We start from the raw sequence: 14,401 nt of genomic DNA, 5'->3' as shown, positions 1-14,401 counted from the left end.
AAAGTCGTGTGTTCAAGCGCGCCAGGCGGGGTTCTCGATCAGCAGCGCCATGCCCTGCCCGCCGCCTACGCACGCGGCGGCAATGCCGTAGCGCAGGTTGTGCCGGCGCAGTTGCCGGGCCAGCGTCATGACCAGACGCAGACCGCTGGCAGCCAAGGGATGCCCCAGCGCAAGTGAGCCGCCCAGGACGTTGAGTCGGGCGCTGTCCAGCTCCAGCTCCTGGGCCACCGCGAGCACTTGGGCGGCCTGGGCTTCGTTGATCTCGACGCGGCCGATTTCGTCCAGGCGCAACCCGCTGCGGTGCAGCAACAGGCGGATCGCCGGGGCCGGGCCGATGCCCATGAACGCCGGGTCCACGCCGACCACTGCGCTGGCCACCAACCGGGCCAGGGCCGGGCGCGTGCAGTCCGAGGCGCGTCCCACCAACGCTGCCGCCGCGCCGTCGACCACCGCACAACTGTTGCCAGCGGTCTGCACGCCATCGGCATGCACGGCGCGCAAACGTGCGAGTGCGTCAAGGTCAGTGGGCCGTGGGTGGCTGTCCTCGGTCACCGCAGCGGCTCGATGGGCCAGGGTGAGGCGCCGGGGTTGGTAACCGTCAAGCTCGAACACCTGGTTATCGACGGGGACGATCTCTTCAGCCCAGGCCCCCTCACGCTGCGCCTGCAATGCGCGCTGATGGCTGTCACAGGCGTACCGATCAACCGTCTCGCGGCTCAGGCCATAACGGCGCGCGAGGTTATCGGCGGTGGCAATCATGTCCAGGCCGGGGGCCGGGTCGTAGAGTGCCTCCCACAGAAAATCCTTGAATTGCACCTCGCCCCCCAGGCGAAACCCGCCCCGGTGGGTGTAAGCCGCAATCGGATTGCGCGACATCGATTCAGCCGCCACGCACAAGGCCAGTTGCACCTCGTCGCGCAGTTGTTCAGCGGCCTGGCGCAGCAGCTCGAAACCGGTGGCGCAGATGCGCTGCACCCCCAGCGCCGGGACCGATTGCGCCACACCGCTGTACAACCCGATGTGCCGTGGCAGCAAGTAGGCATCGAAGCTGGCCTGGGCCATGGAACCCGCCAACACGCTGTCCACCGCCTGCGGATCGATACCGGCCCGGGCCAGCACTTCACGGCCGACCTTGATCCCCAGGTCGATGGGCGACACGTGGGACAGCGCGCCGCCGAGATCGACCCACGGCGTGCGCACTGCCTCGAAAATCGCCGCGTCGGCAAACGCCGAATACTGCCCGGCCCCGCTCAAGGCTTGGGTCCGGCGCGCAGGATCGTTGGATCTTCACCGCGATACAGCGCCTCGACCTTGGCCGCACGCCATTGCAGTACGGCACGCTGGTTGATCGAACCTTTGTCGGTGATTTCCCCCCGGTCGATGGACGCCGGCTCGTCGAGCACGGCGATCCATTCCAGGCGACTGGCATTGCCGGTGGCCTCGCGATTCAGGCGCTGCAACCAGTCGCCGAACCATTGGCGCACCGGCGCGCTGGCCAGCACCTCAGCGTCGCTGGCATCAGCGTTCAAACCCGCCAGACGGCGGCACTCGTAAGCTCTGGGGAACACCAGCGCGCCCAGGCATTCGCGGTCCGGCGCGGCAATCACCAGGTCCTGCACATAGGGCGAGCCTTCGAGCACCGCACGATTGCGCAACGGGCCGACGCTGACAAATACCCCGGACGACAGCTTGAAGTCTTCAGCAATGCGCCCGTCGAACATCAGCCCCAGTTGCGGCTGACGGGGATCGGCAAGCTTGATCGCATCACCGGAACAGTAGAAACCCTGCTCATCGAACACTTCGGCGGTTTGCTCCGGCGCCCGCCAGTAGCCCGGCATGATGTGCGGTCCGCGAAAGCGCCCTTCGAACTTGCCGTCCAGCGGCACCAAAGCCACCTCGCAGCCCGGCGCGGGCAAGCCGATGTAGCCGGCCATGGACAGCGGCCCGGTGGTGAAGGTGCAGGACGGCGCGGCTTCGGTCATGCCGAGCCCGGCCATCATGCGGATGCGCTCACCGCAGTGCAGCTCGGAAACCCGGTCGAGGCGGTCCCAGATACTTTGGGACAGGCCCGCTGCGGCGAAGAAGAACAGTTTCATCCGCGCAAAGAACCGTGTGCGCAACTCGGCGTCCTGCTCCAGGGCGCTGACCAGCTCTTCCCAACCCTTGGGCACGGTCAGGTAGGCGGTGGGCGAAATTTCCTTGAGGTTGCGCAAGGTCTCGGCAAACCCCTGGGCCGTCGGCTTGCCGTCGTCGAGGTAAAACGTGCCGCCGTTGTAGAGCACGATGCCGACGTTGTGGCTGCCGCCGAACGTGTGATTCCACGGCAGCCAGTCCACCAGCACCGGCGGTTCCTCGCCGAACACCGGAAAGGTCTGCAACAGCATTTGCTGGTTGGCGCAGAGCATGCGCTGGGTGGTGATCACCGCCTTGGGCAGTTTGGTCGAGCCCGAGGTGAAGAGAAACTTGGCGATGCTGTCCGGCCCGGTAGCGTCAAACGCCGCTTGCGCCTCGGCGCCAGCCGGTGTGTTCAGCAAGCTGTCGAAGCTGACCCGAGTGCGCCCGGGCACCTCACCGCGCACCGAGATCAACGGCGTCTCGGCCGGCAATACCGCCTCGATGGCGCGCTGGTAGGCAGCCGCATCACTGACAAACACCAGCCCCGGTTGCAGCAGGCCACACACATGCCGCAGCTTGGCGAAATCCTGGGACAGCAGCGAATACGCCGGCGATACCGGGCAATACGGAATACCGGCGTACATCGCGCCCAGCGCCATCTGCAAATGCTCGATGTCGTTACCCGACAACAAGGCCAGCGGCTTGTCCGCCGACAACCCGTAACTCAGCAAACCCTGGGCAATGGAGCGCACGCTGTCGAGCATCTCGCGGTAGCTGACGTGGCGCCACTCGCCACCGGCCTGGCGTGCGGCGATAAACGTCTGCTCGGGCCGCACTCGGGCCCACTGCACCAGGCGGTCGAGCAAGCGCGTGGGCAACTCGGCCAACGGCTCCAGGGAACGCATATGCAACACGCCCTGCTCTTCAGTGACCTGCACCGCTGCGTGGCCGATGGACACTTCGCGGTAGCGCGGCGCGGACGGGGGTTGCGGTCTGAATTCGGAACTCACAAGGGTGTCCTCCATCAAGGCGGATCAACGCCGCCTTGTTTTATTGTTATGTCGCGGTGCCGGCTCAGATCGGGTAGTGCCGTGGCCCGTTCTGCAAGGTCACCCAGCGCAACTGTGTGAAGTGCTCGATGGACGCCTTGCCGCCAAAACTGCCATAGCCGCTGGACTTGACCCCGCCGAAGGGCATCTGCGCTTCGTCATGCACGGTCGGGCCGTTGATATGGCAAATGCCCGATTCCACCCGCTGTGCCAGGGCCAGGGCGCGGCCGGTGTCACGGCTGAAAATCGCCGCCGACAGGCCGAACTCCGAGTCGTTGGCCAGGCGCAGCAACGCTTCGTCGCCGTCACCGCGCAGCAGCACCGCCACCGGGCCGAAGGACTCTTCGCGGTACAAACGCATGTCTTCGGTGACGCCATCGATCAGCGTCGGTTGCAGGATGCTGCCGTCCAATTGACCGCCCGCCACTAGCCGTGCGCCCTTGCCCAGCGCATCGTCGATCAGCGCTTTGATGCGTGTACCGGCGCTGGCATCGACCAGGGAACCCAGCACCGAATCCGTCGCCGCCGGATCACCGGCGCGAAGGGTCGCCACCTTGGCCGCCAGCTTGGCGACAAAAGCGTCGGCAACCTTGGCATCGACAATCAGGCGCTCGGTGGACATGCAGATCTGTCCTTGGTTGAAGTAGGCGCCAAAGGCGGCAGCCGCGACGGCGGCGTCGAGGTCGGCGTCATCCAGCACCAGCAACGGCGCCTTGCCGCCCAGCTCCAGCAACGCCGGCTTGAGATGGCGCGCCGAGAGTTCGCCGACGATCCGCCCGACATGGGTCGAGCCGGTGAAATTGACCCGCCGCACCGACGGGTTCGCGATCAGCCGTTCGACAATCGCCGCCGCATCCGCCGGGGCGTTGCTGATGACGTTGACCACGCCATCGCCCAGGCCGGCGTCCTGCAAGACCTGGCCGATCAGGCGGTGCACTGCCGGGCTCAGCTCCGAGGCCTTGAGCACCACGGTATTGCCGCAGGCGAGCGGCATGGCAATGGCGCGGGTGGCGAGGATCACCGGGGCATTCCACGGCGCAATGCCCAGCACCACGCCGCAGGGCTGACGCAGGGCCATGGCGAAGCTGCCGGGCACATCGGAAGGGATGACATCGCCGGTGATCTGGGTGGTCATCGACGCCGCTTCGCGCAGAATGTTGGCCGCCAGGCGCACGTTAAAGCCATACCAGTTGGCCATGGCGCCGGTCTCGCCGGCGGCCGCGATAAATTCGTCGCTGCGCGCCTGTAACTGCTCGGCTGCCTTGAGCAGCCGAGTGCGGCGTTCGTTGGGCGCCAGCGCTGCCCAGGCGGGGAACGCGGCCTGGGCAGCGGCCACGGCGGCGTCGGCATCTTCCAGGGTAGCGGCGGCGACCCGCGAGACCACTTCACCGGTCACCGGGTTGCGACGCTCGAAGGTTCGGCCGTCGCGTGCGGGGCACGACTGGCCGCCAATCAACAGGGGCACGTCCAGCATGGTGATTCCTCTTTATTGTCTTTATCGGGAATACGTTCAAGCAGGGTAAAACGGTGCGGCCCGCAGGCCGCGTCCTTCAGCGTTTATACGCCTGCAGGCCAGGCTTGATGCTCTTGTCGTCGAGGAATTGCTTCATGCCCTGTTCGCGACCGCCTTCGGTGTCGAGCAAGCGCGATTGGTCGAGCTTGGCGTACAGGTAATCCTCGTTCTGCTCCCAGGTCAGTTCGCGGCAGCGCTTGAAGCCATGCTTGGCGGCCCGCAACACCACCGGGTTTTTCTCCAGCAGGTTGCGCGCCAGCTCAATGGTGACTTCACGCAGTTGCGCCAGGGGTACGCTTTCGTTGACCAGGCCCATTTCAGCGGCTTTCTGCCCGCCGAAGGTCTTGCCGGTCATGATGTAGTAAAGCGACTGGCGATGGCCCACGGTGTCGGCCATGGCCTTGCTCACCAGGTTACCCGGCGGAATGCCCCAGTTGATTTCCGAGAGGCCGAAGGTGGCTTCGTCGGCGCAGATCGCCAGGTCGCACGCCACCAGCGGGCTGAAGCCGCCGCCGAAGCACCAGCCATTGACCATGGCGATGGTCGGCTTGGCGTACATGCGCAGCAGTTTCCATTGCCATTGCGAGGCTTCGCGGCGGATTTTTTCCTGGAGGATCTCCGGGCCGGCGTCCACTTCGCGGAAATATTCCTTGAGGTCCATGCCAGCCGTCCAGGCTTCACCGGCGCCGGTCAGCACCAGCACACCGGCGGCGGGATCCTGTTCCAGGGTTTCCAGCACGTCGATCATTTCCCGGTTGAGGGTCGGGCTCATGGCGTTGCGTTTTTCCGGGCGATTGAGAATGACCCAGGCGATGCCTTCCTCGATCTCAACCTTGACGGTGGTCCAACGGCCTTCGTAATTGCTCATGGCGGTGTGCTCTTGTTCTGGGTTTGAAGATGATTCGAAATTAAACCGCAAATATAGTTATGTCAATTAACTATTAATCAGCGTAACCAATATTTAACGGCAGTGAAAAAACCGGCATAGCCACAACGCGCCAACCCCGGCAAACTAGATAGCCTTCTTAACCGCTACTCTCTGAGGATTGCACTGCCAATGGCCAAGCCTTCCAACATCGCCGCCACCAGCCAGGCCCTGCCCGACAATGACGAGGTACAGCCGCCGCTGGATTCGGCCCTGGACGATCTGATCGGTTATGCCATGCGCCGCGCCCAGCTCAAGCTGTTCCAGAACCTGATAGGCCGACTGTCCGACCACGACCTGCGCCCCGCGCAGTTCTCGGCCCTGGCGATCATCGAGCAGAACCCCGGCCTGATGCAGGCCGACCTCGCCCGCGCCCTGGCCATCGAACCGCCCCAGGTGGTGCCATTGCTGAACAAGCTCGAAAGCCGTGCCCTCGCCGTGCGCGTGCGCTGCAAGCCGGACAAGCGCTCTTATGGAATCTTCCTGAGCAAACCGGGCGAAGCCCTGCTCAAGTCCCTCAAGGACATCGCCGCGCAGAGCGACCTCGACGCCACCGCAGCCCTGGACGTCGAGGAACGTGCAGAGCTGCTGCGCTTGCTCAAGAAGGTCTATCAGGACTGATCCCGCGACCTACCACAGCGCCACGGTGTAGAGCACCAGGAAGCGGGTCTGGTTCTCATCGCGAAACGCCGCGCCGCCAGGGAAGTCGTTGCGATAGATCGACTTGCGCGCCATCAGCCCGACGTTCTTCAGCGGGCCACTCTGGATCACGTAGCCCAACTCCATCTGGAACTCGCGCTCCTTGCGGTCCTCGGCATTGAACGCCGCCAGCTCGATGTTATCGCCGCGCACATAACGCAGGCGCCCCTTCAGCCCCGGCACCCCCGAGGCCACAAAGTCATAGTCGTAGATGGCCTGCCAGGTGCGCTCCTTGGCGTTGAGAAAATCCGAACTCATGGTCAGTTCGCTCATGCCCATCAGCTCGGTGCCGGAGATGTACGGTGTGGCCGTGTCCCCGCTGGAATGCATGTAGCCCAGGCTGACGCGATGCCCACCGAAGCGGTAGCCGAACAGTGCCGAGAGGTTGCGGTTATCTACATTGCCCGCCTTGGCGCTGCCGTCCTCGCGACTGAAAAAACTGCGCAGGTCACTGCTGAAGACGCCCTCGCCCAGCGGCAGGTTGTGCAGCAACGCCAGGGTGTCCTGTTGGTAGAGGTCCGCCACTTCGGCGTGATAGGCGCGCAGGCTGAGGTCTTTATTGACCTGATAGTCACCGCCCACGTAAGCCAGGTGTGAGGTGGTCGCTGTCGCGTTGAACCGCCGATTGGGCGAGGCGATGGTCATGGCCTGGTAATCGGTGGAGTCGCGCTTGTTGATGCGGTCGATATAGCCGGTATTGAGGGTCAGCCCGTCGATGTCCTTGGAGCTCAACGTGGCGCCACGAAAGGTCTGGGGCAGCAGGCGCGACGGGCTGGCGAAGGCGAATGGCAGGAAGATCGACACGTCGCCGGCCTTCACGGTGGTTTGGGCAAACCGCAATTTGGCCGTGGGCGCCAGGCGCGAGTATTCGTCGGCGGCGCGCTTGTCGCCGGCCGACACCGGCAACAGCTCGGTGCCGCTGCGGTCTGGCGACGAGTCGAGCTTGACCCCCATCAGCCCGCGCACATCCAGGCCAAACCCCACGGTGCCAGGCGTGTACCCGGACTCCAGGTTGAGGATGAACGCCTGGGCCCATTCCCGCGCGGCGGTCTTGGCGCCGTCGTCCTTGTAGTCACGGTCCAGGTAGTAGTTGCGCAGCGTCAGGGTGCCATGGCTGTCGTCGATGAACCCCGCCGCCCACAGCGGAGTGGGCAGCACACCGAGCATCAGCAGTGCACTGATCAGGCGTGGAGTGCGATTCGACACACAGCAGGGCGCCGCGACGGCGTCCGTGGGGAGGTTTGGCATGTTCGATGTCCATTTTTTGTTGTTGTTTTTGGGGTGGTACACACTTGGCCCAAAGGGCTTGGCGGACAGAGAATGGAAACAGCCGCAGCGCTTCGTCAACCGCCACTGACCGATAATCGAACGTTAATAAACCTACCTATTTTCCTATTGCATACTCGCACTCATCCCAAACCGCTGAGTTAGACGGCTTGCTCCATGATTTCGCGCAGGGGTTCGGCGCCGTTCTTTTTATAGTTATATTTGTTATCTTAATTGCCAGCAGCCGGTCAGGCTCGCCACCACAAAAAAAACAACAATGAGGTTTGCCCATGAACAGTCCATCGCGTCGTTCGACGCTGACGATCGCTTTGTGTTTTATCGTTGCGCTGATCGAGGGGTTCGATCTGCAGGCGGCCGGCACCACCGCTGCCGGGCTGCGCCACAGCTTTGCCCTGGATCCGAAAATGCTCGGCTGGGTGTTCAGCGTCGGGATCATTGGCCTGCTGCCGGGGGCATTTTTTGGCGGGTGGATCGCCGACCGCATCGGCCGCAAGAAGATCCTGGTGATCGCGGTGCTGCTGTTCGGGCTGTTCTCCTTGAGCACGGCATTTGTGCAGAGCTACTCAAGCCTGTTGCTGGTGCGCTTCCTGACCGGCCTGGGCTTGGGCGCGGCGCTGCCCAACCTGATTGCGCTGTGTGCCGAAGCGGTGAGCGAGCGCAATCGCGGCACCGCGATCAGTGTCATGTACTGCGGCGTGCCGCTGGGTGGCGCATTGGCCGCCGTGGTGGCGATGTTTTCCAGCGAGCACTGGCAGACCACGTTCATCATCGGCGGCCTTGCGCCTTTGCTGGCCGTGCCGCTGATGATCCTGCTGCTGCCCGAATCCACCGCCTTTCGCCAACAGGTCGACCACACCCAAGGCGCCCGCGCTTCCACGGGCCAGGCGCTGTTCGGCGAGGGTCGCGCCCGTACCACGTTGGCGTTATGGCTCAGTTATTTCTTTACCCTGACCGTGATGTACATGCTGCTTAACTGGCTGCCTTCGTTGTTGCTGGAGCAGGGTTTCAGCAAACCCCAGGCGGGCATGGTGCAGATGCTCTTCAACATTGGCGGCGCCCTCGGTTCACTGCTGGGCGGTGTGCTGCTGGACCGTTGCAATGCGCTCAAAGTGGTGCTGTTCGTGTACGCCGGGTTGCTCGCGGCGCTGGCCGGGGTCGGTTTGTCGGTGGGCATCGTGCCGATGGCCATCGCTGGCTTCGCCGCCGGATTGTTTGTGATGGCGGCGCAATTGGTGCTGTACGCCAGCGCCCCGCCCGCCTACCCCACGGCGGTGCGTGCCACCGGCGTGGGTGCGGCCGTAGCCATCGGCCGACTGGGCTCGGTGGCCGGGCCGCTGGCGGCCGGGCAACTGCTTGCGGCAGGTGCCGGCACCGCCGGCGTGCTGCTGGCGACCTCCCCCGGCGTGGTGATCGCCGCACTGACCATCATCAGCGTGATGGTGCGTGCGGCGCCCCGAAACCTGCCTAGAACTGGTGCAACCAGTTAAGCACCAGCTTGTTGCCCTGAGTGCGGTTCACCGCTTCCTGCTCAAAGTACGCATTCACCGACAGGACATTCTCCTTGTTGAATGCGTACACCAGGCCTGGGCCGATGGCCCAGACCTTTTCCCGCCGCCCGCTCACCCCATGCCCGTCCACCTGGGTGTCGGTGATCTGCTTCAACCAATAGCCATTCAAGCCCACGCTCAATTGCTGGTCGATTGCGTACTGCAGCGTCAGGTTGGCATGCAGAGCCTGCCCGGCCTGGGTGTCGGAAACATCGCCAAAGCTGGCCGACGGTTGGTCATTCTTGCCATTCCACAGGTACATGAACCGCCCGCTCGTCGACCACTTCGGGTTGAACCAGTACGTCGCCGCGTAGTACGGGTTGAAGGACCAGAAGTTGCTGCCGGGGTTGATCGAGCGCTTGCGATCATAGGCACCGACCGGAATCGCCACATCGACTTCGACCCGCTGGGTCAGCAGCGGGCTGCCATCGGCGCGGCTCAGGGACGGCAATTGCAGAAAGGGACCGACGACCACGTCGCCAAAGCCTGCCCGGGAACTCAGCGCCGCGTTATTCAAACCATCGTCCACATCCACGTGGGCCAGGGATGTGTTGATCACGGTGAATCCGGGCATCGCACCATTGGCCAGGGGTTGGCCGACGTAGATGATCTGCGTGGTAGGCGCCACCACTTCCACGTCCTGCCTGGGCAAGGCCAGCTTGTTGCCGTTGGCATCATTGAAGCGGCTGGCGCGCGAATACGTCAGGTATTCCTCCAGGTACCAACCGGGCCCGGCAGGCGCTGGCGAGCCATCGTAGAAACTGGTGCTGCCCAGGTTGAGTCCGGGCAGGTCGTAAGCGTGTGCAGCGGATGACAGTGCAATAAACGTGATGGCCGCAACCGGCCGCAAGATAGGCTTGAGCATCCTGGATGTCCTGTATTTTTGTTGTTGTTCAAGACCCCCGGCACGGTGGCTCCGCACCGGGGCATGGCGCTGAAGCGCGCCCTACACGTAGGTGGCCGCCAACCCGCCGTCCACCGGCAGGTTGACCCCATTGACCCAGCGCGCCGCGTCCGAACACAGGAACGTGATCACCGACGCCACCTCATCGGCCAGGGCCGGACGGGTCATGCGCTGGCTGTCCTGGGCCACCCGCTCCGGCCCGAGCATGCTGACGAAATCGCCGAGGATCGGCGTGAACACCGGCCCCGGCGCAACGCAGTTGATGCGCACCGAATGGTCGCGAAACCAACCCTGGGATTGCCGCAGGCTCCAGACAATCAGCGCCTCCTTGAAGTATTGATAACAAGTGGCCTGTTCGACCGGATTGGCCGCCAGCCATTGCTGCCCGGCGCTGAAGCTTTCGGTCGCCGCCAGCGCTTTGTGCAACGCCAACCGCTGCGGCCATTGCGCGCCGAGCACCGAGGCCACATTGACGATGCTGCCGCCCTTCGGCATGTGTGGCAGCAGCGCTTGAGTCAGATGGCGCAAGCCCAGGTAATTGACCTCGGCCACCGTTTGCACCGGCGCCGTGCCAGGCACGCCAGCAATATTGCACAGCGCATCGACCCGCTGCGGCAGACGCGCCACCAGTGCATCGATGCTGGTGGGATCGCTCAGATCAGCATGGAAAAAGCCATCGAGCGTCAACTGTGGTTCATGGCGATCGACGCCGATCACGGTGGCGCCCTGGAAGCGCGCCAAGCGCGCGACTTCCGCACCAATGCCCGAGGCCACGCCGGTCACGATCAGGGTTTTGCGGTACAGGTTCATGTTCAAGCCCTCTTATTGTTTTGTTGTCTAGGCAGGTGTGAGCCGAGGCTCAGAAGGGATAGCGGGGCGGCGAGTTTTTAACGGTGACCCATTGCCACTGGGTGTATTCATCCCAGTCAGCCGGCCCGCCCACGCTGCCGCCATTGCCCGAGGCGCCGCGCCCACCGAAGGGGTTGACGCATTCGTCGGCCACGGTCTGGTCATTGATGTGCAGCAGGCCGCAATCCAGCCGTTCGCCCATGGCCATGGCACGCCCTACCGAGGGCGAAATGATCGCGGCCGAGAGGCCGTACTCCGTGCGGTTGGCCAGTTCGATGGCCTCCTCGTCCGTGGCAAAACTGACCACCGTGGCCACCGGCCCGAACACTTCGTCCTCAAAGGCGCGCATGCCCGGCCGTACGCCACTGAGCACCGTGGGCTGGTAGAACAGCCGGTCATATTCGCCACCGGCCTCAAGCCGTGCGCCTGCCTGCAGGCTGTCGCTGACAATCTCGTGCACGCGCTGCAGTTGGCGCTGGTTGATCAATGGGCCGAGTGCGGCCTCGCCCCGGGCGGCGTTGCCCACGGTGAGTGCCCGGGCCTTGTCCACCAGCTTGCGGGTCAGGCTGGCGGCGATGGACTCATGGACCAGAATCAACCCGGTGGCCATGCAGATCTGCCCCTGATGCAGCCACGCGCCCCACGCGGTATTGCTGGCGGCCAGGTCGAGGTCGGCGTCTTCGAGAATGATCAACGGGTTCTTGCCGCCCAGTTCCAGCGCGACTTTTTTCAGGTGCCGCCCGGCTGTCTCGGCCACTTTGCGCCCTGCCGCCGTAGAGCCGGTGAAGGCGATCATGCGTACATTGGGGTCGCGGCACAGCGCCTCACCGGCCAGCGCGTCGCCGGGCAATACGTGCAGCAGGCCCTTGGGCAAGCCCGCTTCCTCGAAGAGTCGGGCGATGAGAAAACCACCGCTGACCGGCGTCTGCGGGTCGGGCTTGAGCACCACCGCATTGCCTGCCGCCAGGGCCGGCGCCACCGAGCGCAACGACAGGATCAGCGGGAAGTTGAACGGCGAAATCACCCCGACTACGCCGTGGGGCTGACGCCGCGCATAGGACAAGCGCCCCGCCTCGCTGGGCAGCACCAGCCCGTGAGGTTGGGACAACAGGCCCGCCGCCTGATGCAGCAACACGATCGCCTCGCGCACTTCGTGTTCGCCCTTGAACAACGCGCCCCCGGTTTCCCGCGCAACGTACAGCGCCAGCTCGGCGAAGGACTGCTGCGCCACGTCCGCCGCCTTGCGAAACACCTCGGCGCGCTCCCGCGGACCGAGGGCGGCCCAGGCTGGCTGGGCCAAGGCCGCGCTGCGACTGGCCACGGCAACATCGGCCGGGCTGGCCATGGCGCAGCGCATCAGCGGTTCGCCGGTGGCGGGTTCGATCACAGGGATCACGGCGCCCGAAGCGGGGATCCAATCGCCGTTGAACAGGCATTCGGACGCAAGGGCCCGCTGTAACAGGTGGGTGGTTTCAGACACTGACATGGCAACTCCCGGTTCTTGTAATTGTCATCGCCTGCACGAGTGCAAACGCCGCATCTGGGCTTGAGCAAAGGCTGTGCCGCTTGTGCACGGCGGCGCTGATATAAACCGTGGAGGGCTCTGGGCCGGGGCTTTTCGCACAAAGCTCATTCACCAGCCGCCGGTTGGCGGCAAAAACCGGGGTGCTGGCACTTGTTCAATTGATAAGGTTATGTTTAGTAACTATCTGAGCAGTTACTCATTTCGTTCAATCGCTTTGCAGGGGCATAACAATGACTAATCCCCACAGCACGCCAGCCGATGCGCCCTACCATCCACGGGGCGACAGCCGCCAACTCAGCGACAGCAGCTCGCCGACGCCTGCGGAACTGACCGACTGCCTGTTCTTCTCTCCCGAAGACGGGCGGATCTGGCTCAACGACCAACGCATGCTGCTGCTGCACAGTTCCTCGTTCGGCGCCCTGCGCAGGGAAGTCATCGAGCGCCTGGGCCTGGAGCAGGCGCGTGGCCTGTTCACCCGTACCGGCTACGCCTCCGGTGCGCGGGACGCCAGGCTGATCCGCGAGCGCTGGCCACACGCCGATGCGGCGGCCGTGTTCCGCGCCGGCACGCATCTGCATACCTTGGAGGGCATGACCAAGGTCGAGCCGCTGCACTTCAAGTTCGACGCCGACTCGGGCTTTTATGAAGGCGAGTTTCTCTGGCACCACTCCTGCGAGGCCGATGAGCACGTGGGCGCGTACGGCATCGGGCAGGACCCGGTGTGCTGGACAGAAACCGGCTATGCCATCGGTTTTGTCAGTGGCCTGTTCGGGCAACTGGTGATTTTTCGTGAAGTGGAATGCCGAGGCATGGGCCACAGCAGTTGCCGGGTGGTGGGCAAGACAGCCGAACAATGGGGTGACGTCGAGCAGGACCTGCGTTACCTCAACGTGTCCTCAGCCATCACCGCCGCCGCCCCCGCACGCCACAGCCCGGTCGACCGCGTTGCCGACTCCAGCCCGTCTCAACCCATGGTGGGCGCCAGCGCGGCGTTCAACGCTGCGATGCAGGCCCTGCAACGCGTTGCGCTGACGCCCGCCACCGTGCTGATCAGCGGTGAGTCCGGCGTGGGCAAGGAAATGTTCGCACGCCAGTTGCACCAGCTCAGCCGTCGCCACGATGGCCCGTTCGTGGCGCTCAATTGCGCGGCCATCCCGGACAACCTGATCGAAGCTGAACTCTTCGGCGTGGAACGCGGTGCGTACACCGGTGCCACCCACTCTCGCCCAGGGCGTTTTGAACGGGCGCAGGGTGGCACGCTGTTTCTGGATGAAATCACCTGTCTCAGCCTGGCCGGGCAAAGCAAACTGCTGCGGGCGTTACAGGAGCGCGAGATCGAACGGGTCGGCGGCGTGCACGGCATCAAGGTGGATGTGCGAGTGGTAGCGGCCACCAATATCGACCTGCGCAAAGCGGTGGCTGAAGGCACGTTTCGCGAAGATCTGTTCTATCGGCTGAATGTCTACCCCATCGCCCTGCCGCCCTTGCGTGAACGCCGCGATGATATCCCGCTGTTGATCAACGCATTCCTCACCCGCTTCTGCCAGGAATACGCCCGCACGCCCGTGGGCCTGACCATGCGCGCCCTGAAAGTGCTGCTGCGCTACGACTTCGCGGGCAATGTGCGCGAGCTGCAAAACCTGATCGAGCGCGGCCTGATCGCCAGCGACGAAGGCCAGGCCATTGATCTGGTACACCTGTTTCGCAATGAGCCGATGCCGGCGGACCCTTACGGCCTGGACGACCATGGCAGCCTGTCCAACACCGTGCCCTCGCAGCGCCCTGCACTGCTGGACACTCTCGGTCAGTTGGACCAGGGGTTTTCCATCGAAGGCCTTGAATCACGCCTGATCACCGAAGCGCTGCAACAGAACGCCGGCAACCTGGCGGCGGCGGCGAGGCTTGTGGGGCTTAGCCGCGCTCAATTTGCCTATCGGTTGAAGAAGCATCAGCGGCAAACCCTCTTGAACGGCAATTAGTGCTTTAAA

The 14,401-nt window shown here is 64.1% G+C and carries 11 protein-coding genes; 3 read left to right on the top strand and 8 right to left on the bottom strand.

Translation table 11 applies throughout. From position 1 onward, the window contains the following. Positions 1-12: 12 nt before the first annotated feature. From AB3G88_RS10000 to AB3G88_RS09985, 4 genes are all read right to left on the bottom strand, one after another. Positions 13-1,254 (bottom strand): thiolase family protein, encoded by a 1,242-nt coding sequence (locus AB3G88_RS10000; RefSeq protein WP_099585051.1) that lies wholly within the window; start codon positions 1,252-1,254, stop codon positions 13-15. Continuing rightward, a complete protein-coding gene (locus AB3G88_RS09995; protein WP_480453862.1) occupies positions 1,251-3,125 on the bottom strand; it encodes a feruloyl-CoA synthase in 1,875 nt (624 codons plus the stop codon). Before AB3G88_RS09995 ends, AB3G88_RS10000 begins: the two co-directional genes overlap by 4 nt. A 64-nt stretch (positions 3,126-3,189) precedes the next feature. Beyond that, complete coding sequence (locus AB3G88_RS09990; protein WP_480453860.1) at positions 3,190-4,638, bottom strand: aldehyde dehydrogenase; 1,449 nt, start codon at positions 4,636-4,638, stop codon at positions 3,190-3,192. A gap of 76 nt (positions 4,639-4,714) precedes the next feature. Then, on the bottom strand, positions 4,715-5,545 hold the full coding sequence (locus AB3G88_RS09985) for a p-hydroxycinnamoyl CoA hydratase/lyase (protein WP_010567568.1): 831 nt from the start codon (positions 5,543-5,545) through the stop codon (positions 4,715-4,717). Positions 5,546-5,734: 189 nt separating this feature from the next. Between AB3G88_RS09985 and AB3G88_RS09980 the strand changes: the two genes are divergently transcribed. Continuing rightward, on the top strand, positions 5,735-6,223 hold the full coding sequence (locus AB3G88_RS09980) for a MarR family winged helix-turn-helix transcriptional regulator (RefSeq protein ID WP_099585053.1): 489 nt from the start codon (positions 5,735-5,737) through the stop codon (positions 6,221-6,223). Positions 6,224-6,232: 9 nt separating this feature from the next. On the opposite strand, the gene AB3G88_RS09975 is transcribed toward AB3G88_RS09980, so the two are convergent. Continuing rightward, entirely contained in the window at positions 6,233-7,549 is a 1,317-nt protein-coding gene (locus AB3G88_RS09975; protein ID WP_158878141.1) for an OprD family porin, read from the bottom strand. Between the two features lie 308 nt (positions 7,550-7,857). Between AB3G88_RS09975 and mhpT the strand changes: the two genes are divergently transcribed. Continuing rightward, on the top strand, positions 7,858-9,075 hold the full coding sequence (gene mhpT, locus AB3G88_RS09970) for a 3-(3-hydroxy-phenyl)propionate transporter MhpT (protein WP_480453857.1): 1,218 nt from the start codon (positions 7,858-7,860) through the stop codon (positions 9,073-9,075). On the opposite strand, the gene AB3G88_RS09965 is transcribed toward mhpT, so the two are convergent. From AB3G88_RS09965 to AB3G88_RS09955, 3 genes are all read right to left on the bottom strand, one after another. Next, a complete protein-coding gene (locus tag AB3G88_RS09965) occupies positions 9,053-10,000 on the bottom strand; it encodes a SphA family protein (protein WP_480453856.1) in 948 nt (315 codons plus the stop codon). The two genes, mhpT and AB3G88_RS09965, sit on opposite strands and share 23 nt — an antisense overlap. 81 nt (positions 10,001-10,081) lie before the next feature. Beyond that, complete coding sequence (locus tag AB3G88_RS09960; RefSeq protein ID WP_480453855.1) at positions 10,082-10,849, bottom strand: coniferyl-alcohol dehydrogenase; 768 nt, start codon at positions 10,847-10,849, stop codon at positions 10,082-10,084. A 49-nt stretch (positions 10,850-10,898) separates the two neighbouring features. Further along, positions 10,899-12,374 carry a benzaldehyde dehydrogenase gene (locus tag AB3G88_RS09955; protein WP_480453854.1) on the bottom strand — a complete coding sequence of 492 codons (1,476 nt, stop codon included), beginning with the start codon at positions 12,372-12,374 and terminating at the stop codon, positions 10,899-10,901. A gap of 269 nt (positions 12,375-12,643) precedes the next feature. Here AB3G88_RS09955 and AB3G88_RS09950 point away from each other — a divergent pair, with 269 nt between their 5' ends. Next, positions 12,644-14,392, top strand: a complete 1,749-nt coding sequence (locus AB3G88_RS09950) for a sigma 54-interacting transcriptional regulator (protein ID WP_480453851.1) — start codon at positions 12,644-12,646, stop codon at positions 14,390-14,392. Positions 14,393-14,401 lie beyond the last annotated feature (9 nt).

The sequence above is a fragment of the Pseudomonas arvensis genome, assembly GCF_056688935.1.
Note: the sequence above shows the minus strand (reverse complement) of the source record. Positions and strands in the feature narration are given on the sequence as shown.